This is a genomic window from Rhodococcus xishaensis (assembly GCF_004011825.1).
In the GTDB taxonomy this organism is placed as follows: Bacteria; Actinomycetota; Actinomycetes; order Mycobacteriales; family Mycobacteriaceae; genus Prescottella; species Prescottella xishaensis.
In genome coordinates this window covers 552,241-579,192 of sequence record NZ_RKLO01000002.1, presented here as the reverse complement: position 1 = coordinate 579,192, position 26,952 = coordinate 552,241, and the positions used below count along the sequence as shown (strand labels likewise).

Here is a 26,952-nt window from a genome sequence, read left to right as displayed (position 1 = left end):
GCCGAATTTCGTGTGACATGCACCTTTTCGGCGTTCCGCTGAGTCAGTGCTCCACCAGGTAGTCCTCGAGTATCGGACCGATCTCGGCGAGGACGGTGGGCTCGATCATCTGGTTGTGTTCGCAGTCGATGGTGAACTCGCGGATTCGCCCGGTGATCGCGGACTGCCACACCTGCGGTGAATGTTCCGCCGTGGCCTTCCCGTCGCCGTCGCCCCGACCTGCCGTGAAGAACAGGAGGTCTCCGTCGAACACGGCAGGCGAGTAGCGGTTCATGATCCGGGCGGACGTCGTGAAGCCTTCGCTGATCCGCTTCAGGTGTGCCGGAGTCAGCCCGGACTCCTGCCCGAGGGACTCGTCGAGCAGCTCGACGGCCCGCGCATAGGTCAACTCGCGGACGTCGCCGTACGGCGTCAGATCCAGGCCCAAGCCCTCGAGAAGTTCCGCGACCGTCAGCGGGCCGGGTTCTTCCTCGTCCTCGGTGAGGTAGCTGTCCATGATCGCAAGGGTCGCGACCTCCTCTCCGGCGTTGCGCAGCTCGACGGCGATTGCATGTGCGATGACACCGCCGAGCGACCACCCGAGGAGGTGGTACGGGCCGTGGGGTTGAACGACCCGGATCTCCTCGACATAGCGGTGTGCGAGTTGCTGCACGGAGTCGAAGTCCGGCCCACCGCTGAGCAGCGGCAGCTGCAGTCCGTACGCGGGTCGGTCCTTCGCCAGGTACTGGACGAGTCCGGCGTACCCCCAGGACAGTCCGATACCGGGATGGACGCAGAACAGTGGTGGCCGAGCACCCTTGGGTCGCAGCGGAATCATCACACCGAGCGCGTCGTCGACCGGGGATTCGCCGTGTCCGAGGTAGCCGACGGGAAGGTCGATCCGCTTGGCCAGTCCGGCCGGAGTCGGATCCAGGAACATCGTCTGGAGCGGGATCTGTCGGCCCACCCTGGACTGGAGCTCGGACATCACGCGCGTCGCGGTGATCGAGTTGCCGCCGAGGTCGAAGAAACTGTCGTCGATGCCGACGTGATCGACGCCGAGCACGTCCGCGAAGACCTCGGTGACCGCTCGTTCCGTCGCGGTGGTCGGCGGACGGAACTCCGCTGTGAGCGAGGTGAATTCAGGCGTAGGCAGGGCACGACGATCCAGCTTGCCGGCCGGGGTCAGCGGGATCTCGTCGAGAACCACGATCGCCGAGGGCACCATGTGGGCCGGCAACTGGGCCGCGACGTGCACTCGCAACTCCCGTGATTCGACGGTATGGCCCTCGACCGGACGGATGTAGGACGCGAGGAGGGTGTCACCCGACGGTCCAGTGTGACCCAGGGTCGCCGCGAATGTGACCGCCGGGTGTCGGGTGAGGACCGCGTCGATCTCGCCGAGTTCGATGCGGAAGCCGCGGACCTTGACCTGGAAGTCGGACCGGCCGATGTACTCGATGGTGTGGTCTTGCTGCCACCGCACGACGTCGCCGGTGCGGTACATCCGGGTCCCCGGCGCGCCGAAGGGGTTGGCGACGAAGCGTTCCGCCGTGAGGCCGGGCCGGTCGTGGTAACCGCGGGCCAGGCCCGGGCCGGAGATGTACAGCTCGCCGGGAACCCCGACCGGGACCGGACGCAGGCGCCCATCGAGGACGGCCTCGCGGAAACCGATGGCGGGGCCGCCGATGTTGACGACCTCCCCCGGCTGCATGGCCTCGCTGACGCTGGCCTGGATCGTCGTCTCGGTGGGGCCGTAGCCGTTGAACATCCGGCGACCCGGAGCCCACTTGGACACCAGTTCCGGTGGGCACGCCTCACCGGCGACCGCGAGGACCTCTAGCGCCTCGAGGCCCTCGTCCTCGATCGACGCGAGCGCCGTCGGAGTAATGAAGGCGTGAGTGACACGTTCTTGCGAGAGCAGTTCGGCCAGTTCGGTTCCGCCGTACACGGTAGGCGGCACGATCACCAGGTGGGCGCCGGCGCTGAACGCCATCATCATCTCGAACAGTGAGGCGTCGAAGCTCGGGGACGCCAGATGCGAGACCCGCGACTGCGGGGTGACGGTGAAGCGGCGCCGTTCCTCCTCGGTGAGGTTTGCGATGCCGCGGTGGGTCACGATGACGCCCTTGGGCAGACCCGTCGATCCCGACGTGTAGATCAAGTAGGCCGGGTGGGCCAGGTGCAGCGGGGCGGTACGGTCGTCGTCGGCGATCGGGGCGGCGGACGCTGCGGCCATGCGGGCGCCCAGCTCGCCGTCGTCGAGGACGAGCCACGGGACTGTGTCGGGAAGCCGTTCCCGCAGTCCGGCGGTCGTCAGGCCGATCCTGGTGCCGGAATCGGTCAGCATGTACGCGATCCGTTCCGCCGGATAGTTCGGATCCACCGGGAGGAAGGCGGCGCCGGTCTTGGCGACCGCCCAGATCGAAAGCACCTCCTCGATCGAACGCGGCATGCCCAGCGCCACGAACGTCTCCGGGCCCACCCCGCGCTCGCCGAGTACCCGGGCGAGCCGGTTCGACTGCTCGTCGAGTTCGCGGTACGTCACCGTGCGGCCCTGGTACGACAGCGCGAGAGCGTCCGGGTCGATCGCCGCGGCACCGGTGAGCAGTTCGGGCCACAGGTGCGGCGAGACGGCGGTGGCGCCGGCGGCGGGGGCCAGTTCCGACAGTTCTGTCGTGTCGAGAATCTCGATGTCGCCGATGGCCCGCTCGGGGTCGGCAGTGACAGCCTGCAGGATGCGGACGAACCGTTCCGTGAAGCTGCGGACGGTGCTCTCGTCGAACAGGTCCGTCGCGAAGTCCAACGATGCCGCGATTCCGTTCGGCGAACCGTCGTCAGTGAACTCCTCGGCGAGAACGAATTCGAGGTCCTCCTTCGCGACCTGGGAGTCGATGCCGACGCCTTCGACGACGAGGCCCGGCAACTCGAGACGGGGCCGTTCGTTGTTCTGGAACTCGATCGAGACCTGGAACAGCGGCGAGTACGACGTCGAGCGCGGCGGGTTGATTTCCTCGACGAGCCGTTCGAACGGGACCTCGGCGTGGCCGAACGCGGCGAGGTCCGATTCGCGGACCTGCCGGAGTATCTCGTCGAACGATTCCGCGTGGCCGACGCGGGTCCGCAGCACCAGAGTGTTGACGAACATGCCGACCAGCTCGTCGAGCGCCGCCTCGCCGCGTCCCGCGATCGGTGTACCTATTGCGATGTCGTCCGTGTCGGCCAGGCGCGCCAGCAGCGTGGCGAGCGCGGCGTGCATCGCCATGAACATGCTGGCGCCGTGGCGGTGTGCCAGCTCGGTGAGGCGGGCATGAAGGTCGGCGGGAATCCGGAAGTTGATGCGCCCGCCCCGGAACGACTGCTGGACAGGTCGCGGCCGATCGGTCGGCAGTTGGATCACATCGGGCACCCCGGCGAGTTCCTCGGTCCAGAAGGCGAGTTGGCGGCTCAGCAGCGAGTCGGGGTCGGTGTCCGAGCCGAGCAGCTCGTGCTGCCACAGCGTGAAGTCGGCGTACTGGATCGGCAGCGGCGCCCATTGCGGGGCGGCGCCGGCTGCGCGGGCGGTGTACGCCGCCATGACGTCTCGGCCCAGCGGGGCCATCGAGTAGCCGTCGGCGCAGATATGGTGGACGACGATCACCATGACGTGCTGGTCCTCGCCGGTTCGGAGGAGTTGCGCGCGCACCGGGGGTGCGGTGGTGACGTCGAAGCCGGCCGAGGCGAACGCTGCGATCCGATCGTGCAGTTCCTTCTCGTCCTGCACGGTCACCGGGGCCAGATCGGTGAGCACGTCGGCGACGGGGACGACGCGCTGTGTCGGCACCTGGTCGACGACCGGGTACTCGGTGCGTAGCGACTCGTGCCGTTCGAGCACGTCCGCGAGCGCCGCGTGGAGGGCCCTGACGTCGAGGTTGCCGGTGAGCATGACCGCCAGCGGGATGTTGTAGGCGGCCGACGCGGTATCGAACTGGTTGATGAACCACATCCGTTGCTGAGCGAGGGACAGCGGGATCCGGTCGGGGCGTTCGCGGTGGGACAGAACCGGCCGGCCGTACGCGGTGGCCGTCTCCCGCTCCCGTGCGATCCACTGCGCGAGACCGTGAATCGTCGGGGCCTCGAACAGCGCTCGCACGGGGATGTCTGCGTCGAGGACTCCGCTCAGCCGTGTCGTGACTCGGGTCGCGATCAGCGAGTTGCCGCCGAGGTCGAAGAAGCTGTCGTCGGTGCCGATCCGATCGACCCCCAGCACCTCGGAGAAGATGTCCGAGAGCGTGTACTCGAGTGGGTTGGTGGGGGCGCGGAATTCGCCGATGGTGAAGGCGAACTCCGGTTCGGGCAGCGCGGCGCGGTCCAGCTTGCCCACCGGGGTCAGGGGGATCTCGTCGAGCACCGTGATGGACGAGGGCACCATGTGCGCGGGCAAGTGCCCCGCCAACCGGTCGGTGACCGTCGGCACGTGCACGGTGGCACTGGTGTTCGGCACCACGTACGACGCGAGGACGGTGTCACCGGCCGGGCCGGGTACCCCGAGGGTGACCGCGAAGCTCACCGCGGGATCGTTCATGAGGGCGGCGTCGATCTCACCGAGTTCGATGCGGAAGCCGCGGACCTTGACCTGGAAGTCCGTCCGCCCGACGTACTCGATCGTGTGATCCGGGCGCCAGCGCACGATGTCTCCGGTGCGGTACATCCGCTCGCCCGGCTTGCCGAACGGGTTGGCGACGAATTTCTCGGCGGACAACCCGGGGCGCCGGTGATAGCCGCGCGCGAGCCCGAGTCCGGTGATGTACAGCTCGCCCGGGACGCCCACCGGAACCGGTTGCAGCCGCCCGTCGAGGACGAGCTCCCCGACGCCACGGATGGGGCCGCCGATCGTGATCGGGTCGCCGATGGTCATGGGGGCGCTGATGTTCGACATGATCGTCGTCTCGGTCGGCCCGTACGCGTTGTGGAGGTCCCGGCCGGGTGCCCACCGGGTGACCAGGTCCGGCGGGCACGCCTCGCCGCCGAAGGTGACGTGGCTGAACTCGTCGAGCCCGGTCGGGTCGACCGTCGCGAGCGCGGCGGTGGTCACGAACGCGTGAGTGACCCTCTCGGACGCGATGAGCCGGGCCAGGTCCGCGCCCCCGAACACCGTGGGTTCGGCGATCACCATCGTCGCGCCCGCCCCGAACGCCTGCAGGTACTCGAACACCGCGCCGTCGAAGCTCGGGGTCGCGAAGTGCAGCGTCCGCGACTGCGCGTTCGCGCCGAACCGTTCCTGCTGGTCGATGGCGAAGTTGTCGAGACCCTGGTGGGTGACTACGACACCCTTGGGGCGGCCGGTGGATCCGGACGTGTAGACGACGTATGCGGCGTGGTCGAGGCCCAACGGGGCGGTGCGCTCGACGTCGGCGACCGGGGTGTCGGGACGGTCAGCGCAGGCGGTAACGAAGCCGGGATCCTCGAGCGTGAGCCAGGTGACGGTGTCGGGAAGCTGACGCCGGTGGGCGGCGACGGTCAGTCCGAGCCCGGCACCGGAGTCGGCGAGCATGTACTCGATCCGCTCGAGTGGATAGTTCGGGTCGACCGGCACGAACGCGGCACCGGTCTTCGCGACCGCCCACACCGCGAGAACCGACTCTATCGATCGTGGAATACCCAGCGCTACATATGATTCCGGCCCGACACCCTGGTCGATGAGAACGCGGGCGATCTGGGAGGAGCGGGTGTCGAGTTCGCGGTAGGTCACCTCGCGGCCGGAGAACGTGATTGCGACCGCGTCGGGATCGGAGGCGGCAGCCGCGGCGAAGATCTCCGGCAGCGTCCGGCTGGACCCGCCGGGCTCCCCCAGCACCGGCGCCAGGTCGACCCGCTCGGACTCGGTGAGCAGGTCGAGCCGGGACAGGGGCTGCTCGGGATCGGCCGCGAGATGGTCGAGCACGACGGCGACCCGTGTCGCGATCGATTCGACGGTGTCGCGGTCGAAGTACTCCGGGAAGTACTCGAACTTGAAGTTCAACCGGTCGACCGCCGAGGCCACCAGCGACAGCGGGTAGTGCGCAGCGTCGCGACCACCGAACCCGGTCACGTTCATTCCCGCGAGATCGGTGTCCGCGGTGAGCGCGGTGGGGTCCATCGGGTACGACTCGAACACGGTCAGGGTGTCGAAGGCGACGGCCGGCCCGGTCGCCTTCTGGATGTCCGCCAAACCCAGGTAGTGATGGTCGAGCAGTGCGGTCTGTTCCCGCTGGACCCGGTCGAGGAGCTCGCCGAGCGTCTCGGACGCATCGAGGGTGACGCGCACCGGGAGGGTGTTGATGAACAGGCCGACCATCGACTCGATCCCGGGGATCTGCGGCGGCCGTCCGGACACCGTGCCACCGAACAGGACATCGGTGCGGGCGGTCAACGCGCTCAACACGATCGCCCACGCTGCCTGGACGACGGTGTTGAGTGTCACGCCGCGTTCACGGGCCAGCGAGCGCAGTCTGTCCGTCTGCTCGTTCGACAGCGTGATCTCGAGTTCGTCGGTGCCGGTGGGGGCGCCGTCGATGCGGAAGTTCGTCGCCAGCAGGCTCGGCTCCTCGAGACCGGCGAGCGCGCGCCGCCATGCGGCCGTCGAGCCGGCGGTGTCCTGCCGGGCCATCCAGGCGAGATAGTCGCGGTAGGGGTGGACGCGGGGTAGGGCGGACGCGTCGGCGTCGGTGACGTACAGCGCCAGCAGGTCCTGGATCAGCAGCGGCGTCGACCACCCGTCGAGCAGGATGTGGTGGTTCGTGACTATCAGGCGCCGTTCCCCACCACCCATGTCGACGAGCGTCATGCGAACGGCGGGAGCGATTTCGAGGTCGAACCGGGTGAGCCGGTCGGAGAGGGTGAGTTCGGCGTAGCGCCGGTCACGGGCCACCGTATCCAGGCGCGACAGGTCCACTTCGACCCACGGCAACTCGACCCGCCCCGGAATGACCTGGACGGCACCAACGGGGCCGCCGGCGCCGTTGACCGGGACGAAGGCCGCCCGCAGGTTCGGGTGCCGGTCCAACAGGGCCTGGCCGGCCCGCCTCAACCGGTCGGCGTCGACGACGCCGCCCAGCGACAGCGTCAACTGGACAAGGTAGGAATCGACCGATTCCTCGGCGTAGACGGCGTGGAAGTGCAACCCGGCCTGCAACGGCGACAGCGACCACACGTCGGTCAGGTTCGGGAAGCGGTGTTCGAGATCGTCGATGGCCCGTTGGTCGAGTCGCACCAGATCGAGGTCCGACGGGGTGAGTCCGCCGGCCCCGGGGTGTGTCGCGTGCCGGGCCAGCCCGCCCAGGGCCCGCACCCACAGGTCGGCGAGTTCACCGGCGTCGACCGCGGCGAGAACACCGCTCGGGTACGCCCACGTAGCACGCAGGCGTGGCCCATCGGGGGTGTCGCTGACCATCGCGTTGATGTCGAGAACGCTCGCGACGGGCATGGTGTCGCTGGGCGCGTCGTCGAGTTCGATGTCGCTGACCGGAAGCCAGCCGACGCGCGCGGCCGAGCCGTCCGTCGCGATGCCGCCCAGCCGGCCCAGATAGTTGAAGCTGACCTGCGGCACCGGCAGGTCCGCGAGAACGGGCCCGGTCTGCCGGTTGAGGTACTGGAGCATCCCGAAACCGATTCCGTGGTCCGGGATCTCGAGCAACTGCTCCTTGACGGCCTTGATCGCGGCACCGGCGGCGGGCCCGGCGGCGAACGCGTCGTCGAGATCGATCCCGGCCAGGTCCAGCCGGACCGGGAAGATCGTCGTGAACCAGCCGACCGTGCGGCCCAGGTCGGCGCCCGGCACCACTTGGTCCTCGCGGCCGTGTCCTTCGAGGTTGACCACCGAGGTCATGGCGTCGTGGCCGCGGGTGCGCCGCCATCGGGTCAGGGCCATCGCGAGTGCCGCGAGCAGTGCGTCGTTCACGTTGCCGCGGAAGGCCTGCGGGACGGTGGTCAGCAGAGCCTCGGTCACCGCGGCCGGCAGTTCCACCGTCACCTTCTGGACGGTGCCGTGGACGTCTACCTCGGGGTCGAGCGGCCGCGACCCGATGACGGGATCGGGGGTCGCCAGGGCGGAGCGCCACAGGTCGAGTTCCCGGTCCCGGCCCGGGGCACCGCCGGTCGCGGTGTCGACGAGGCCGTGTGCCCACCGCCGCATCGACGTTCCGATCGGTGCGAGCTCGGGGACGGCGCCGTCGGTGATCTGCGACCACGCGGACGCCAAGTCGGGCACCAGGATCCGCCAGGAGACGCCGTCGACCGCGAGGTGGTGCACCACCAGCAGCAGGCGCCCGCCCGCGTGACCGGCGTCGAACCATACCGCCTGCAGCACGTTCCCGGCTGCGGGATCGAGGCGTCCGGCGGCGGCGTCGAGTTCGGTCTGCGCGGTGTCGGTGAAGGCGGCGCCGGACAGCGTGTCGACCGGGACGCGGAGGAGCACGTCGGTTGCCGACACCGCCCCCACGGGCCGGACCTCGATCGTTGGGTCACCGGATGCGTCGAGTCGGGCGCGGAGCATGTCGTGGCGATCCACGACGGCCTGCAGGGTGCGGGTGAGCTGGCCCTCGTCGACCCTCGACGGCAGCGTCAGCAGCACGCTCTGGGTGTACCGGCGGACGTCGTCGGTGCGTCCGAGCAGCCACCGTACGATCGGGGTCGCCGGGAACTCGCCGACCCCGCCACCGGGGAGTTCTTCGAGCCGCGCGGCTGCCGCCCCGTCGCCGACGCCGGCGACGGCCGCCAGTCCGGCGACGGTCCGCTGCTCGAACACGTCCCGCGGCGACAGCTGCAGGCCCGCCTCCTTCGCGCGCGCCACCAGTTGGATGGACATGATGCTGTCGCCACCGAGTCCGAAGAACGAATCGTCCACGCCCACCGTGTCGAGACCGAGGACCTCGGCGAACAGGTCGGCGAGCACCCGTTCGGCCTCGGTCTGCGGGTCGCGGCTCGGGGTGGCCCGCAGACCGAAGTCCGGTTCCGGCAGCGCCTTTCGGTCGAGCTTGCCGTTCGCGGTCAGCGGCAGCTCGTCGAGCACCATCAGGGCCGCCGGCACCATGTACGACGTCAGCCGGCCGCCGACGTGGTCGAGAATCTCCTGCGGGTCCAGCTCGACGCCGCCCTGCTCGCGGACCACGTACCCGACGAGGCGAGCGGGGCCGTGGTCCTCCTGACGGACGGTGACGACGGCCTGGGCGACCCCCGGGAAGTCGAGCAGCGCGGCCTCGATCTCGCCGAGTTCGATCCGGAATCCGCGGATCTTGACCTGGAAGTCGCTGCGGCCGAGGTATTCGAGCTGCCCGTCGTGGTTCCAGCGGGCCAGGTCGCCGGTGCGGTACATGCGGGTGCCGGCCGCCCCGTGCGGGTCTGCGACGAACCTGTCGGACGTCAGTGCGGCCCTGCCCAGGTAGCCGCGGGTGAGCTGGTCGCCGGCCACGTACATCTCTCCGGTGACGCCCGGCGGGACCGGGTGCAGCCGCCCGTCGAGGACCATCACCCGCAGTCCTGGGACGGCGCGGCCGACGACGCTGGCCTTGGCCGCCGCCGCGTACGGGCGGTCGAGTTCGAGCCGGGTGACGTGGACGGTGGTCTCGGTGATGCCGTACATGTTGACCAGGCGCGGCGCGTCGTCCCGATGGCGCGAGTACCACCGCCCGAGCTGCCCCAGGTCGAGCGCCTCACCACCGAAGATCACATACCGGAGCGCGAGACCCTTTTGAAGTGAGGAGGATTCGGCCGCGAGCCGGTCTGCCTCGGCGAGCTGGTAGAAGGCGGTCGGAGTCTGGTTGAGAACGGTCACCCCTTCGCTGCGAAGCAGGTCGAGGAACATCTCGGGCGACCGCGCCGTGTAGAAGTCGACCACCACGAGCCGTCCGCCGTGCAGCAGCGGACCCCACAGTTCCCACACCGAGAAGTCGAATGCGTACGAGTGGAACATCGTCCACACGTCGGTGTTGTCGAATCCGAAGGTGGTGGAGGTGTTCTCGAACAGGGTCAACACGTTGCGGTGGGTGACCTGCACGCCCTTGGGGCGGCCGGTCGACCCGGACGTGTAGATGACGTAGGCGACGTCGTCGGGGCGCAGCGGAACGCGTCGATCGCTGTCGGTGATCGGACCGGCCGCGCACTCCTCGATCGCGGCGGCGACGTCGTCGGCGTCGAGACGGACGAGCGGCACCCGGGTCTCGGGGATCGCGTCGGCGACCGCGACCGTCGTCAGGACACAGATCGGAGCGGAATCGTCGAGCATGAACGCGAGGCGGTCCGCCGGGTAGGTCACGTCCAACGGCACGTATCCGGCGCCGGCCTTGACCACCGCGAGCAGGGCGACGACCAGGTCGATCGACCGGGGCAGCGCCACCGCGACGAGCGACTCCGGGCCCACTCCCAGCGCGACGAGGTGGCGGGCGAGCCGGTTGGAGCGGGCATCGAGTTCGGTGTAGGTCAGTGTCCGCTCGTCGGTCTCGCCGCCGGAAATGACGGCACCGCCGTCCCCGCTGTAGGTGACGGCACCGCCGTCGGCGAACCGGGCTGCGGTGAGCGCGAACCGGTCGGCGAGGGTGGTCTCGGGGGCGCGGTGGCCAGGGTAGTTCCACTCGCGGAGCATGGTGGCGCGCTCGCGCGCCGCGGTGATCTCCACGTCGCCGGTCGGCCGGAGCGGGTCACGGGTCAGTGCGTCGAGCAGACGGACGAACCGCTCCCCCACATCGCGCACCGTGGCCGCGTCGAACAGGTCGGTCGCGTACGTGAACGCCGCGTCCATGCCGTCGGGGACGCCCTGCTCGTCGTGTCGCTCGGCCAGGGTCAGTTGCAGATCGAACTTGGCAACCGACAGTTCGGCCTCGACCGGCTCAGCGCTCAGTCCCGGCAGTTCCAGGCGTGGGAGTTCGTTGTTCTGGAACTCGAGCATCACCTGGAACAGCGGCGAATGCGCGGTCGAGCGCTCGGGGGCCAGGACGTCGACAAGCCGTTCGAACGGCACGTCCGCGTTCCCGAAGGCTGCGAGATCGAACTGGCGTGTTCGCGCGAGCAGGCCGGCGAATCCGTCCGCCGCGTCGACGTGGCTGCGCAGCACCAGGGTGTTGACGAACATGCCTACGAGGCCGTCGAGTTCGGCTTCGCCGCGGCCCGCGATCGGGGTACCGATCGCGATGTCGTCGGATCCACTGAGCTTGGCGAGCAGCACCGCCAGCGCGGCGTGTGCGGCCATGAACATCGTGGCGCCCTCGCGGCGGGCGAGTGCGGCGAGCGACCGGTGGATGTCGGCGCCGATAGCGAAGTGGACGCGGGCACCGTCGAAACTCTGGCGCGTCGGACGCGGGCGGTCGGCGGGCAGCGAGATCGCCTCCGGCAGACCGACGAGCGCGTCCGTCCAGAACTCCAGCTGACGGCTCACGAGCGAATCCGGGTCGTCCTCGGAGCCGAGGACGTCACGCTGCCACGCCGCGAAGTCCGCGTACTGGACCGGCAGCGGCGCCCACTGTGGCAGGTGGCCGCCGGTGCGGGCCAGATACGCGGTCATCACGTCCTGCGAGAGCGGGGCCATCGAGAACCCGTCGGCGCAGATGTGATGCACCACGATCGCGAGCACATGCTCGGCGGGCCCGAGCCGCAGTAGCTGTGCACGCACCGGCACCGCTGTGGTCACGTCGAACCCGTCGGTGATCAGGGCGGCGATCCGGGACGGCACCTCCCCCGGCGGAACATCGATCACCGCCAGGTCCGGTGCCGCCTGCGCGGCAGGCACGATGACCTGCTCGGGTTCCCCGTCGGTGGCGGGGAAGTATGTGCGTAGCGATTCGTGGCGCTCGAGCACGTCACCGACCGCAGCCTGCAGCGCGCCGGTGTCGAGCTCTCCGGTCAGGCGGACCGCGAGCGGGATGTTGTAAGCCGGTGATGCAGTGTCGAACTGGTTGATGAACCACATCCGCTTCTGCGCCAGCGACAGCGGCACCCGATGGGGCCGCGCGGTCGGAACGAGCGGCGGGCGCGAGGCGCCCTCCACGCCTTCGCGGGTCACCCAGCGGGCGAGCTGATGCGCGGTCGGTGCCTCGAACAGTGCGCGCACCCCGACATCGATGCCCAGGGCGGCGCCGAGTCGCGCGGTCACCCGGGTTGCGATCAACGAGTTGCCGCCGAGGTCGAAGAAGCTGTCGTCGATACCGATTCGCTCGAGTCCGAGGACCTCGGCGAACAAGTCGACGATTGTCTGCTCCGTCGGGTTCGTAGGCGCCCGGAACGTAGTGGTGGACGGCAGGAATTCCGGTTCCGGCAGTGCCCGCCGGTCGAGCTTGCCGATCGGGGTGAGCGGGATCTCGTCGAGGATCATGATGCTCGACGGCACCATCTGCGCGGGCAGTCGTTCGGCGACGAAGTCACGCAGCTCCCCGGGTTCGGGTTGTGCGCCCGCGGCCGGGAGCACGTAGGTCACCAGTGCGGTCTCGCCGGTCGGACCGGGCCGGCCGACGGTGGCCGCGAACCGGATGCCGGGGTGGTCACCGAACGCGTTGTCGACGTCGCCGAGTTCGATGCGGAAGCCGCGGATCTTGACCTGGAAGTCCGAGCGCCCGACGTACTCGACCGCGTGCTCGGCGCCGACCCGCACGAGATCGCCGGTGCGGTACATGCGTTCACCGGGCCCTCCGTACGGGTTCGCGACGAACCTGTCGGCGGTCAGCCCGGCCCGGCGGTGGTAGCCGCGACCGAGCCCGGGGCCGGCGATGTACAGTTCGCCGACGACACCGGCCGGGACCGGTCGCAGGCTCGTGTCGAGGACCAATTCGCTCTCCCCGAGGACCGGCGGTCCGATGGTGACTTTCTCCCCGGTCACCAGGGGTGTGCTCATGTTGGCCAGGATGGTCGTCTCGGTCGGGCCGTAGCCGTTGTACAAGCGGCGCTCGTGCGCCCAGCGGGCGACCAGTTCCGGAGGCACGGCCTCACCACCGACGACTACCTCGGTCAACTCGTCGAGATCGGACGGGTCGATGGTGGCGGCGGCCGCGGCCGTGATCCAGGCGTGTGTGATGCGCCGTTCGCGGATCAGATCGGCCAGTTCGGCACCACCGTAGACGGTGGTCGGTGCGATCACCATCGTCGCGCCCGCGCCGAAGGCGATCAGGTAGTCCAGGACCGCGGCGTCGAAGCTCGGTGTCGAAAAGTGCAGAGTCCGCGAGGTCGGACGAGTCGAGAAGCGAGTGCGGCACTCGTGTGCCACGCTGTCGAGTCCGTTGTGGGTGACCACGACCCCCTTCGGGCGGCCGGTCGTGCCGGACGTGTAGATCATGTACGCCGGGTGGATCAGGCGCAGCGGGGCGCGCCGGTCGGCGTCGGTGATCGGCGCGGCCGATCGGGTGGCGCACTGCTCCTCGAGGTCGGGGGCGTCGAGGACCGTCCACGGCACCGTGTCGGGCAGTTGGCCACGCGCGGCGGCGACGGTGAGCCCGATGCCGGCACCGGAATCCTCGAGCATGAATGTGACGCGGTCCGTGGGATAGTTCGGGTCCACCGGGACGAATGCGGCGCCGGTCTTGGTCACCGCCCACACCGCGGTCACCGACTCGATCGATCGTGGAATACCCAGCGCGACGAATGATTCCGGTCCGGCTCCCTGCTCGATGAGGAGGCGGGCGAGGCGGTTGGACCGTTCGTCGAGTTCGCGGTAGGTCACCTCGGTGTCGTCGTCGGAGACGAGCGCCACTGCGTCCGGGTTGGCGGCGGCGGCATCGGCGAACATGGCGGACAGGGTGCGCGCCGGCGGTGCGGGCCGTCCACGCAGCGGCACCAGATCCGCCCACTCGTCGTCGTCGAGCAACCGCAGCCCGGCCAACGGGCGCTGGGGATCCTCGGCGATGCTGCCCAGGACGCGGGTGACCCGGCGGGCGATCGATTCCACCTCGGCGCGGTCGAACAGCTCGGGCAGGTACTCGAACTTCATCCGCAGCCGGTCGTCGGCGTTCGCGGCCAGGGTCAGCGGGTAGTGGGCCGCGTCCATGCTCTCGTGAATGCGTACCAGTCGCAGTCCGGCGATGTCGGTGTCCAGGGCGGCCGTCTGCTCCACGGGATACGACTCGAACACGGTCAGGGTGTCGAACGCCAGGGCCGGACCCGCGGCGTCCTGGATCTCGGTCAGGCCCACGTGATGGTGGTCGAGCAGACTGGCCTGCTCTTCCTGGACGCGGTTCAGCAGCTCGCCGACGGACTCGCCGGGCTCGAGTCGCACCCGCACCGGAAGGGTGTTGATGAACAGACCGATCATCGTTTCGATGCCGGGGATCTGTGGTGGGCGCCCGGACACGGTCGCGCCGAAGACGACGTCGTCGCGACCAGTGAGGGCCCCGAGCACGATCGCCCACGTCGCCTGCACCATCGTGTTCAGGGTGACGCCCCACTGCCGCCCGATCGACGTCAGTCGCGCGGTCACCGCGGGCTCGAGCGCCGTCTGGATCGTGTCCGGGATCGTCTTTTGCTCACGGGCCCGGTCGAGTGGTGCGAGAAGCGTCGGTTCCTCGAGGCCCGCGAACGTGTCGGTCCACACCTGCACGGAGTCCGCCTGGTCGCGCTGGGCGATCCACGCCAGGTAGTCGCGGTACGGTTCGACCCGCGGCAGGGCGGCCGCGTCGCCGTCGGTCGCGTACAGCGCGAGCAGTTCCTGCATCATCAGCGGGGTCGACCAGCCGTCGAGCAGGATGTGGTGGTTGGTCAGGACCAGGCGGTGCTCGTCCGGGCCGGTGCGTACCAGCGTGAAGCGGATCAACGGTGCGCTCGCCATGTCGAATCGTCGGGCCCGGTCCTCGGCCAGCAGTCGTGCCAGGGCTTCGGCCCGCTCCGGTTCATCGAGTTCGGAAAGGTCGACGTCGGTCCACGGCAGGGTCACCGGGTCCTGGATCACCTGCACCGAGGAGCCGTCCTCGGTCTGGACGAACGCCGCCCGCAGATTCGGGTGCCGGTTCAACATCGCCTGGCCCGCGCGCTGCAGCCGGTCCGGGTCCGCGCCGCGCACGTCGACCGCCATCTGCACGAGGTATGAGTCGACAGAGCGGTCGGCAAACAGCGCATGGAAGAGCAGGCCCGACTGTAGCGGCGAGAGCGACCACACGTCGGTGAGAGCTGGGAACCGCTGCTCGAGCGACTCGATCTCGTGCTGGTCGAGCGAGACCAGGTCCAGGTCCGACGGGGTCGCCCCGCCCGCTCCGGGCCGGGACACGTGTCGTGCGAGCGCGATCAGCGCCTCGGTCCACAGTCCGGCCAGTTCCTCGACGTCGCGCGCGGTGAGCACCCCGGACGGGAAGCCCCACGTGGCACGGATCTGTGGGCCGTCCGCGCCGTCGGTGGTCACGGCGTTGATGTCGAGGACCGACGCCGCCGGCAGGTCCGCGTCCTGCAGGATGTCGAGGTCCGCGTCATCGGTCGGCACCCAGCCGGCCTCGCGCTGGTCGTCGGGCACGGCGGAGGTGAACCGCCCGAGGTAGTTGAAACTGACTTGGGGCGTACGCAGGCTACGCAGTTCCCGTTCGCCGTCCTCGTCGAGGTAGCGGAGCATGCCGAAGCCGACACCGTGATCGGGGACGGCGAGGAGTTGCTCCTTGATCGCCTTGACCGCGGCACCGGCGCCACGGCCACCGGTGAAGGCATCGTCGATGTCGACGCCGGTCAGGTCGAGCCGGACCGGGAACAGTGTCGTGAACCAGCCGACGGTGCGTGCGAGGTCGGCGCCGGGCAGCACCCGGTCCTCGCGGCCGTGCCCCTCCAGGGTCACCAGAGCATCAGCCCCGTCGCTGTCACGTCCTCGTTCTCGCCGCCACCGCACCAGCGCGAGCGCGAGCGCGGTCAGCAGCCCGTCGTTGACGGAGCCTCGGAATACCTCGGGAACGGTCGTCAGGAGCGCCTCGGTGACGTCCGGGGACACCCCGACGGTCACGGTCTCCACCGTCGCCGCGACGTCGACGGCCGGATCGAGGGGGCGGACCCCGAGGAGCGGATCGTCACCGGAGAGCACGGCCCGCCACCGTTCGAGTTCTTCGCGGCGCTCGGGTGCGGCGTCGAGTAGCCCGTGCGCCCAGCGGCGCATCGAAGTGCCGACCGGCGCAAGATCGGGTTGTTCCCCGGCGGCGAGTTGCGCCCAGGCGGTCGCGAGGTCCGGCACGAGAATCCGCCACGACACACCGTCGACGACGAGGTGGTGGACGACGATCAGCAACCGGCCCACGTCGTGGCGGGAGTCCAGCCACACCACCTGGACCATTTCTCCGGCTGTGGGATCGAGGCGGTCCTCCGCGGCATCGAGTTCGGCCCGGACGGTGGCGGCGAACTCGTCGGTTCCCGGCGCCGAATCGACCTCCACACGCCGGATGAGCCACTCCGCGTACACGGTGCCGGGAGCGGGGACGATCAACCGGTGTTCTCCGGGTCTGATCCGGGCCCGGAGCATGTCGTGCCGGTCGAGTACTGCCTGCAGGGCACCGGCGAGCGTGGCCTCGTCGAGCCCGGCCGGCGTAGTGAGCAGCGCGGCCTGCGAGAAGCGGTTGTGGCGGCCACCGCGACCGAGCAGCCAGCGGGTCACCGGGAGCAGTGGCACCTCGCCGAGTCCCCCGCCGTCGAGTTCGGCGAGTACCGTTGCCCGCTCGCCGGTCTCGGCGACGGCTGCCAACGCGGCGACGGTCTTGTGGTCGAACACCTCCCGAGGCGAGAAGTGCAGGCCTGCGGTCTTCGCCCGCGACACCAGCTGGATGGACATGATGCTGTCGCCGCCGAGCGCGAAGAACGAGTCGTCCACGCCCACCGAGTCGAGGCCGAGCACCTCCGCGAACAAGTCGGCCAACAGCCGCTCCCGTTCGGTCCGCGGTGCCCGCCCCGTCGACACCCGTGCCCCGAAATCCGGGGCCGGCAGGGCCTTCCGGTCGATCTTGCCGGCCGGGCCGAGCGGCAACGCGTCGAGCACCATCACCGCGGAGGGGACCATGTAGGCCGCGAGGAACGTCCCGACGAATGCCGAGATCTCCGCGGGATCGAGCGCGGCGGTGTCCGCGGGGTCCTCGGGCACGACGTAGCCCACGAGCCGGCTCGCCGGTCCGGAGCCGTCGACCGTGACCACCGCACGCGCGACCCCCGGGTACCGGCGCAGCGCCGATTCCACCTCGCCCAGTTCGATGCGGAAGCCACGGATCTTGACCTGGAAGTCGGTGCGGCCCATGTACTCGAGTTGGCCCGACCCGTTCCACCGCACCAGATCGCCGGTGCGGTACATACGGGTGCCGGGCGCCCCGAACGGGTTCGCCACGAACCGTTCCGCGGTGGTGCCGGGACGATCGTGGTACCCGCGGGCCAGGGCGGTCCCGAAGATGTACAGCTCGCCGGGCACGCCGACCGGCACCGGGTGCAGCCGTGCGTCGAGAACCACGACGCTCGTCCCCATCGGCGGGCGACCGATGGTCACCGGAACCCCCACGGCGAGAGGTTCGCTCAGGCTCGCGACGACGGTGGACTCGGTGGGACCGTACGCGTTGAACATGCGCCGGCCGGGAGCCCACTGCTCCACCAGTTCCGGCGGGCACGCCTCTCCACCGGTGACGACGCATTCGATCCTGTGCAGCCCGGCCGGATCGACCGACGCCAGGGCGGCGGGTGTGACGAACGCGTGGGTGACGTCCCGTTCGCGCAGCAGATCGCGCAGCTCGTCGCCGCCGACCACCGACGGCGGTGCCACGACCATGGTGGCGCCGGCGCCGATCGCGAGGAGCAGTTCGAGGATCGAGGCATCGAAGCTCGGCGACGAGAAATGCAGTGTGCGCGAACGCGGCGTCACGCCGAACCGGGAGCGCTGCTCGGCCGCGAAGTTCGCCAGTCCGCGGTGCGGGACGACGACGCCCTTCGGTGTGCCTGTCGATCCGGACGTGTAGATCAGGTAGGCGGGGTCGTCGAGCCGCAGCGGACGCACCCGGTCCTCGTCGGTGACCGCCCCGGCGGATTCGGTCCGCAGCCGGGTGAGGGTGTCCGCGGCGTCGAGGACGATCCACTCGGTCGACCCCGGCACCGTGTCGAGATGCTCGGTGGTCGTGACACCGACCTGAGCGCCGGAATCGTTGAGCATGTGCGCGATCCGGTCGGGAGGGTAGTTCGGGTCGACCGGTACGAACGCGGCGCCCGCCTTGGCAACCGCCCACGTGGCGGTCACCGATTCGACAGAGCGGGCCAGCGCGAGCGCCACCACGGACTCCGGGCCCACGCCCCGGCCGATCAGCAGTCGTGCCAGGCGATCCGATCGGGCGTCGAGATCTCGGTAGGACAGTTCGCTGTCCTCGAAGATCACCGCGGCCGCATCCGGGTCGACCGCAGCCGCGGCAGCGAGCAACTCGGGCAGCGTTCGCGCAGGCACTCCGGCACCACCGCTCACCGGCGCCAGGTCGTCCTGCTCGGTCGCCGTGAGCAGACCGATGTCGCCGACGCACAGACCCGGATCGGCCGTCACCGCGCTCAGCATCGCGATGAACCGCTCGGCCAGCCGTGCGACCGTGGCACGATCGAACAGGTCTGTGGCGTAGGTGATCCCGGCCGCCATCCCCACCGGTTCACCGGATTCGGTGAACTCCTCGGTGAGGGACAGCTGTAGGTCGAAGTTGGCGACCTCGGTACCGATGTCGACGACGGTCGCCGTCAGGCCCGGCAGCGCGAGGCGCGGCTGTTCGTTGTTGCGGAATTCGAGCATCACCTGGAACAGCGGCGAGTGCGCGGTCGACCGCTCGGGGGCGAGGGCGTCGACGAGCCGCTCGAACGGCAGATCCGCATGGTGGAACGCCTCGAGGTCGACCTCCCGCACCCGATCGAGGAGTTGGTTGAACGTCGCGGTCGGATCGAATCGGCTGCGCAGTACCAGGGTGTTGACGAACATGCCGACCAGGTCGTCGAGGGCGGCCTCGCCTCGACCGGCGATCGGGGTCCCGATCGCGACGTCGTCGGTGTCGCCGAGCCGGGCCAGCAACGCGGACAGGATGGCATGGACGGCCATGAACACCGTCGAGCCCCGGCCGTGCGCAATCGCCACCAACCTCCGGTGTGCGTCCGCGTCGACACGGAACTGGTGCACGGCGCCGCGCATCGACCGTTCCGCCGGCCGCGGCCGATCGGTCGGCAACGCAAGCACCTCGGGCAGATCGTCGAGAGTCCGCGCCCAGTAGTCGAGTTGCGTCGAGAGCAGGCTGTCGGGGTCGTCGGTGCTGCCGAGGACCTGCTGCTGCCAGATGGAGAAGTCCGTGTACTGCACCGGGAGCGGCGACCACTGTGGCGTACTGCCGTCCACCCGGGCGATGTAGGCACTCATCACGTCCCGCGCCAGCGGTGCCAGCGAGAATCCGTCGGCGCAGATGTGGTGGACGACGATCACGAGCACGTGGGTCCGTGGCCCGATCCGCAGCAGCGTCGAGCGGACCGGTGGGGCGATCGTCACGTCGAACCCGGTCGACGCGAACTCCGCGACCCGCTCGGGCACGTCCATCTCGGCGACCGGGACCGGATCCAGATCCGGCGCGACCGCGGTGGTGGGCACGATCACCTGGGTCGGCTCGCCCTCGACCATCGGGAACCGGGTGCGCAGCGACTCGTGACGCTCGAGGACGTCGGCGATCGCAGCGCGCAGGGCGCTGCGATCGAGTTCACCGTCGAGGCGGACCGGCAGCACCACGTTGTAGGCCGGTGATGCGGTGTCGAACTGGTTGATGAACCACATCCGCTTCTGGGCCAACGAGACCGGCACCGTCGGCGGCCGCTCCCCCGCCACCAGCGGTGGCTGGTCGGCGCCCCGGGCACCGGACGCCTCGATCCGCATCGCCAACGCCGACACGGTCGGGGCGTCGAAGACGTCCCGCACCCCGATCCGGGTGTCGAGCGCCGCATTGATCCGCGCGATCAGCCGGGTCGCGGTCAGCGAGTTGCCGCCCAGGTCGAAGAAGCTGTCGTACACGCCGACCCGCGCGGCCCCGACAAGCTCGGCGAAGGTCGCCGCGAGGATCTCCTCGACGGGATTGCGTGGGGCCACGAATTCGGTTTCCGTGGAACGGAATTCTGGAGCGGGAAGGCTACGCCGATCCAGCTTCCCGGTCGCGCCCAGCGGGAACTCGTCGAGCACGAGGATCTGCGCGGGAACCATGTACGCCGGCAGCGCCTCGCGCACCGCCTCGCGCAACGCCGTCGGGTCGGCGTCCGCACCCGGTTCGGCGATGACGTACCCGATGAGCGCTTCCCCGACGATCTCGTCGCTGCGTACGACGACCACGGCCTGCGCGATGCCGGGCTGCGCGAGCAGCGCGGCCTCCACCTCACCGAGTTCGATGCGTAGACCCCGCAGCTTCACCTGGAAGTCGGTGCGGCCGATGTAGTCGAGGGCGCCGTCCGTCCGCCAGCGGACCACGTCGCCGGTGCGGTACATCCGCGCTCCCGGTGCGCCGAACGGGTTGGCGACGAACCGTTCCGCGGTCAGGTCGGGGCGGCCGATGTAGCCGCGGGCCAGTTGGACACCCGCCAGGTACAGCTCGCCGGGCACGCCCGCGGGCACCGGGTGCAGCCGCGAATCCAGAACGAACACCTGGGTGTTCCACACCGGGGCGCCGATCGGCACGGAGACCGTGTCGGTGCCGGTGTAGGCGCGGTAGGTGACGTCGACCGCCGCCTCGGTGGGACCGTACAGATTGTGCAGGCGCGCACCCGACGCCGCGGCGAAGTCCGCGAATGCGGCGGCGGTCGCCGGCGGCAGCGCCTCGCCACTGCAGAACACCGTCCGCAGCGATCGGCAGGGTCCGGGCTGTGCGTCCGCGACGAACGCCGCGAGCATCGAAGGCACGAAGTGCGCAACCGTGACGTGGCGCTGTTCGATCAGCTCCGACAGGTAGGCCGGGTCGCGGTGGCCGTCGGGGACCGCGATCGCCAGGCTCGCTCCGGTCTGCAACGGCCAGAAGAACTCCCACACCGATACGTCGAACGTCGCCGGGGTCTTCTGCACGACGACATCCGACGCGGTCAGGTGGTACTCGCCCTGCATCCACGCGAGCCTGTTGACGATGGCGGAGTGGCTGACCGCGACACCCTTGGGGCGGCCGGTCGATCCGGACGTGTAGATCACGTACGCGATGTCGTCGCCGCTCAGACCGCGGCGGCGTTCCTCGGGGCGGATCGGTCCGTCGTCGTGGTCGCTGATGTCGAGGCGGTCGATCTCGATCACGTCCACGTCGGAGGGCAAGGGGCCGTGATCGCGTCGGGTGGTCAGCACGCATACAGGGGCGGCACTGCCGAGCACGTACTCGGTGCGCGCGTACGGGTGGTCGGGGTCGAGTGGGACGTATGCGCCGCCGGCCTCGACGACTGCGTACATGCCGATCAGCAGGTCGAACGACCGGCGCATCGACAGTGCCACGCGGGATTCGGGTCCGACGCCGCGGGCGATCAGCGCGCGTGCCAGCCGGTGGACTCGGGATGCGAACTGTGCGTAGGTCATCTCGTCGTCGCCGAAGGTGAGGGCGACGGCGTGTGGCGTGCGGCGCACCTGTGCGTCGAAGAGATCCACCAGTGTGGCGTCGGGGACATCGTGCTCGGTGGCGTTCCACTCGCCGAGGAGAAGTTCCGATTCGCCGTCGACGAGGACGTCGATGTCGCCGATACGCACCGCAGTGTCGACGGTGATCGCCTCGAGCACACGGACGAATCTTTCCGCAACCGCCGCAACGGTTGCGCGGTCGAAAAGGTCGGTCGCGTAGGAGAACGTGGCACCGATCGGACCCGGACGCCCCGCCTCGTCGGTGGACTCGGTGAGAATGAGCTGCAGGTCGAACTTCGCGGTGCCGGTATCGACCTCGTCCACCTCGACCGTGAGACCGGGAAGCTCGAATCGGCTGCGGTCGTCTCCCTGCAGTACCAGCATCACCTGGAACAGCGGCGAGTAGGCGGCCGACCGGGTCGGGTCGAGCACCTCCACCAGTCGCTCGAACGGTACGTCGGTGTTGCCGAGCGCCGACAGGTCGGTCGCGCGGGCCCGGACGAGCAGGTCGTTGAAGGTCGCCGCGGGATCGACCTGTGTGCGCAGCACGACCGTTCCCACGAACATGCCGACGAGGTCGTCGAGTTCGGCCTCGCCGCGTCCGGACACCGGCGATCCGACTGTGATGTCGGTGGTTCCGCTCATCCGGGCAAGCAGCACCGCCAACGCGGCGTGCAGCACCATGAACAGGCTCGCCTCGTTCTCGCCGGCGATATCGAGGAGCCGGCGGTGCAGGTGCGGCGCGATCGTGAAGTCGGTTGTCGCCCCTCGCATCGACTGCTGGGGCGGACGCGGCCGATCGGTCGGCAGCTCCAGTAGGTCCGGCACCCCGACCAGCGAATTGCGCCAGAACTCGAGCTGGCGGGCGACGACGCTGTGCGGATCGTCCTCCGCACCGAGCAGGTCCCGCTGCCAGAGCGAGTAGTCGGTGTACTGGATCGGGAGCGGTGACCACTCCGGTGCCGCGCCGGCGACGCGCGCGCCGTAGGCGATCATGACGTCGCGGGCGAGCGGCGTCATCGACATCCCGTCGGCGGCGATGTGGTGGACCACGAGCGTGAGCACGTGATCGTCGGGCCCGACGCGCCACAGGTCGGTTCGTACCGGCGGTTCGGCCGAGACGTCGAATCCGCCTGTGGCGGCCTCCGTGAGGCGGGTCGGCAACTCGTCCTCGACCACATCGACCGGGGCCAGGTCGACGACAACCTCCGACACGGGCCGCACCGACTGGATCGGGCCGTCGGCCGTGTTCGGGAAGACGGTGCGCAGGGTGGCGTGCCGGTCGATCACATCGCCGAGCGCCGCCCGCAGCGCCGCGACGTCGAGCGTGCCGCGCAGGCGCACCGCGATCGGGATGTTGTAGGCCGCGGACGAGGTGTCGAACTGGTTGATGAACCACATCCGCTGCTGGGCGAGCGACACGGGAACCGGACCGTCGGGTGTGCGTGGCACGAGCGGCGGCCGCGCCCCGCGTCCGGGGCCGGCTTCCTCGACGCGGGCCGCCAGTTCGCCGACGGTCGGGGCCTCGAAGAGGTCGAGAACACCGAGTTCGGTGCCGAGGGTGGCGTTGATGCGCGCGACGATGCGGGTGGCGGTGAGCGAGTTGCCGCCGAGGTCGAAGAAGCTGTCGGTGATACCGATCCGTTCGACACCGAGCAACTCGGAGAACACCCCCGCGATCCTCTTCTGGTCGAGTGTCGTCGGCGGCTGGAACTCGCCTCTACCGATGTCGAATCGAGGTTCCGGCAGCGAGCGGCGATCCAGCTTGCCGGCCGGTGTCAGGGGCAGCGAGTCGAGGACGACCACACTGACGGGGACCATGTGCGGCGGCAGGAGGTCGGCGACGTACGCGATGACGTCGGCGCCGCGTAGTTCCCGGTTGCCGCGCAGCTCCCGGTTGCTGTCGGGCTGGACGTAGCCGACGAGCAGAGTTTCGCCCGATGGCCCGACGAATCCGGTGGCCAGCGCGAACCCGACCTCCGGATGCGAGCGCAGCGCGGCCTCGATCTCTCCGAGTTCGATCCGGTACCCACGGATCTTGATCTGGAAGTCGGTGCGGCCCAGGTATTCCAGCTGTCCGTCCCGATTCCACCGCACCAAGTCGCCTGTCCGGTACATCCGCTCCCCGGGGGCGCCGAACGGATTGGCGACGAATCGCTCGACGGTTGTGCCGGTGCGGTGATGGTAGCCGCGCGCGAGGCCGTCGCCGTGGACGTACAGTTCCCCGGCGACCCCGATCGGCACCGGGCGCATCCGACTGTCGAGGACCACCGCGCCGATTCCGAGTGGGGGGCTGCCGATGGTGACCTCGCGGCCCGCCGCGAGAGGTGTCGACACACTCGAGACCACGGTCGCCTCGGTGGGACCGTACGCGTTGAACATGCGGTGCCGCGGGGCCCACTGCTCGACCAGGTGCGGCGGGCACGCCTCGCCGCCGGTCACGACGCACTCGAGGTCGGCGAGCGCCGTCGGGTCGACCGAGCCGAGAGCGGCCGGGGTGATGAACGCGTGGGTGACGCGCTCCGCTCGCAGCAGTTCGGTCAGTTCGGCGCCGCCGTAGATCGTCGGGGGTGCAATCACCATCGTCGCACCCGCCCCGAACGCGAGCATCAGCTCGAGCACGGATGCGTCGAAGCTCGGCGACGAGAAGTGCAGCGTGCGGGATTCGGGGCTGACCCGATATCGGGTGCGTTCGTCCTCGGCGAAATTCGCCAGTCCGCGGTGCGTGACCGTTACACCCTTGGGCGTGCCTGTCGACCCCGATGTGTAGATCAGGTACGCCGGGTTGTCGATATGAACGGGGGCCAAGCGGTCGGTGTCGGTGACCGCATCGCCGGACCACTGCCGCACCTGCTCGGCGAAACCGGACGCGTCGAGCACCAGCGTCGGTACCCTGTCAGCGACCGCGTCGGAGTGCGCGGTAACCGAGAGCGCAAGCGCTGCACCAGAATCGGTGAGCATGTGTTCGATCCGGTCGGCGGGGTAGTTCGGGTCGACCGGGACGAAAGCGGCACCGGCCTTGGCGACCGCCCACACCGACGTGACCGACTCGATCGAGCGAGGCATCGACAGTGCCACCACCGACTCCGGGCCCACTCCCCGGGCGATCAGCATGCGTGCCAGACGATTCGAGTGCTCGTCGAGCTCTCGATAGGTCACCTCGCGACCCTCGTACGACAGGGCCGCACGGTCCGGGCCCTGGCGAGCCGCGGTCTGCAGGAGGTCCGCGAGCGTGCGGGGTGCGACCCCCTCACCGCCCCAGACCGGGGACAGCGATCGACGCTCGTCGTCGCCCAGCAGGTCGATGTCGGCGACGATGGAGGCGGGGTCGTCGAGCACCTCGTCGAGTACCCGAACGAAGCGCTCCGACAGCGCCTCGATCGTCTCCCGATCGAACATGTCGGTCGCGAACGTGAAGTAGGCGTCTATCCCGGCGGGTATGTGGTCACCGGCCCCGTTGCCGGAGAATTCTTCCCGGACGGACAGACGCAGGTCGAGCGCGGAGAGGTCGGGTCCGGTCGAAGTCCCCCGGAGAACGAACTCGTCGGTGTGCAGGTGCGGCGTCGAGCCGTCGAGGAACTCGAGCATCACCTGGAACAGCGGCGAGTGGGCATTCTCACGGGTGCGGTCCAGCGCCTCCACCAACTGCGGAAACGGTGTCTCCGCGTGACGGAACGCAGCGTGTTCCGACGTGCACACGTCGTCGAGCAGTTCGTCGAACCTCACCCCGGAGGGAAGCCGGGTACGAAGGGCCAAGGTGTTGACGAACTCACCGGCGCTGTTCCGGCCGGCGACGGGTGTCCCGATCGCGACGTCGTCGACGTCGGCCAGTCGCGCGAGCAGGATCGCCAGCGCCGTGTGCACGACCGCGAACACGGTGCAGTCCCGTGAACTGGCCATCTCGACCGCGGCCCGGTGCGTGCCGGGCGAGATGGCGAAGTCGATTCGATCGCCGTCGAGCGCCCGCCGAGTCGGCCGGGGACGGTCGGACGGCAGCGCCAGGATGTCGGGCAGTCCATCCAACTCCCGGGACCAGAACTCCAGCTGTGCCGCGGTCCGAAGCAGTCTTGCGCCGACGATCGAGCTCTCGGCGTGAATGTCGGCAACCCGGGTGGTCGGTTCCGCGAGCACGAACTCCTCGACCAGTTCCCGGAACCGACGGTGGTGCGTCTGCAGTTCGGCCTGCGAGTACCTATTGGGGTTAGCGCGGAACTCGACGAAAGTCGTTGCCGGGGTCCCGCTCTGGAAGAAATTGATCAACAGGTCCTCGACCGGCCCGGACGTGACGATGTGGTACTCGCCCTCGATCGGCCCCAGGGTCAGGTTCTGGTTGAAGAGCATGACGTTGACCATCGGGCCGGCCAGTCCCCGTGCCGTACCGGTCAGGCCGGCGTCGCGGCGGATGTCTTCGATGCTGCAGCGCTGGTGCCGCAGGGCGCCCATCAACTCGAGCTGGATTCGCCCGACCACGTCGGCGACGGTGTCCTTGGGCAGGACCGTCGCCCGCAGCGGCGCGACGTTGACCAGCATGCCGCCGGACCGCTGCAGCGGGGCCGTCGTTCGAGCCGAAACGGGCATGTTGACCAGCACGTCCGTGCGCCCTGTCATGCGTGCGAGGTAGCACGCGAAGGCCGCGATCAGGACCGCTGCCGGAGTTGCCCGGTACCGGCGATCCGTCGACTCGAGGGCATCGATCACCGCGGCCGGGAGGGCCGCCCTCTCGTGCAAACCGACGGCGGCCACCGGACCTTCCACATCCGCGAGTGTGGTGCCACCCTCGATGCCGGCGATGTGATCGGCCCAGTACTCACGATCGGCCTGGAACCGACTCGACGACCGGTACTTACGGTCGATCGACAGCAGTTCCCGAAGATCGAGTGGCCGGATCGGTTCGGGTTCGCGATGCTCCACCGCCGCCGTGTAGAGGGCAGCGATGCGGTTCGCCATCGTCATGCCGCTGTAGCCGTCCAGGGCGACATGGTGAATTCTCGTGTACCACAGGTAATCGCGGTCGCCGACCTGCAGAGTGGTCATCTCGACCAGGCGGTCCCGGGTGAGGTCGATGGGTGTCGAGTAGTCGTGAGTCATCCACTCGTGCGCGGCGGCCATCGGATCGGTCTGCTCGCGGAGGTCGATCCGACCGATCGACACGTCCTGGTCGGGGTCGGCCCGCTGCCAGGGTTCGCCGTCCACGTCCACCAGCCGCAGGAACGGCGACTGGAACTCCTCCGCCGCCGCTACCGCGCAGCGGCCGAGCAAGTCCAGATCGAGGTCGCCGTGCAGAGCCACGTACTGGGCGACGAATATCGGTACCCCGGGCGATAGCTGCTGTGCGAACCATATACTCCGCTGGGCCGAGGAAAGCGGGAACGCCTCGACGGGAAGATCCGGAGTACCGGAACCGTGAAAGTTCGGTTCCCGAGATCCTGACATCTTCATTTACAAGCCCCCTGAGAGCGGAATGC

1 protein-coding gene is annotated in these 26,952 nt (G+C 69.5%); it reads right to left on the bottom strand.

The window, feature by feature from the left end:
• Positions 1 to 43: 43 nt before the first annotated feature.
• Positions 44 to 26,926, bottom strand: a complete 26,883-nt coding sequence (locus EGT50_RS06960) for a non-ribosomal peptide synthase/polyketide synthase (protein WP_127951927.1) — start codon at positions 26,924 to 26,926, stop codon at positions 44 to 46.
• Positions 26,927 to 26,952: the final 26 nt, after the last annotated feature.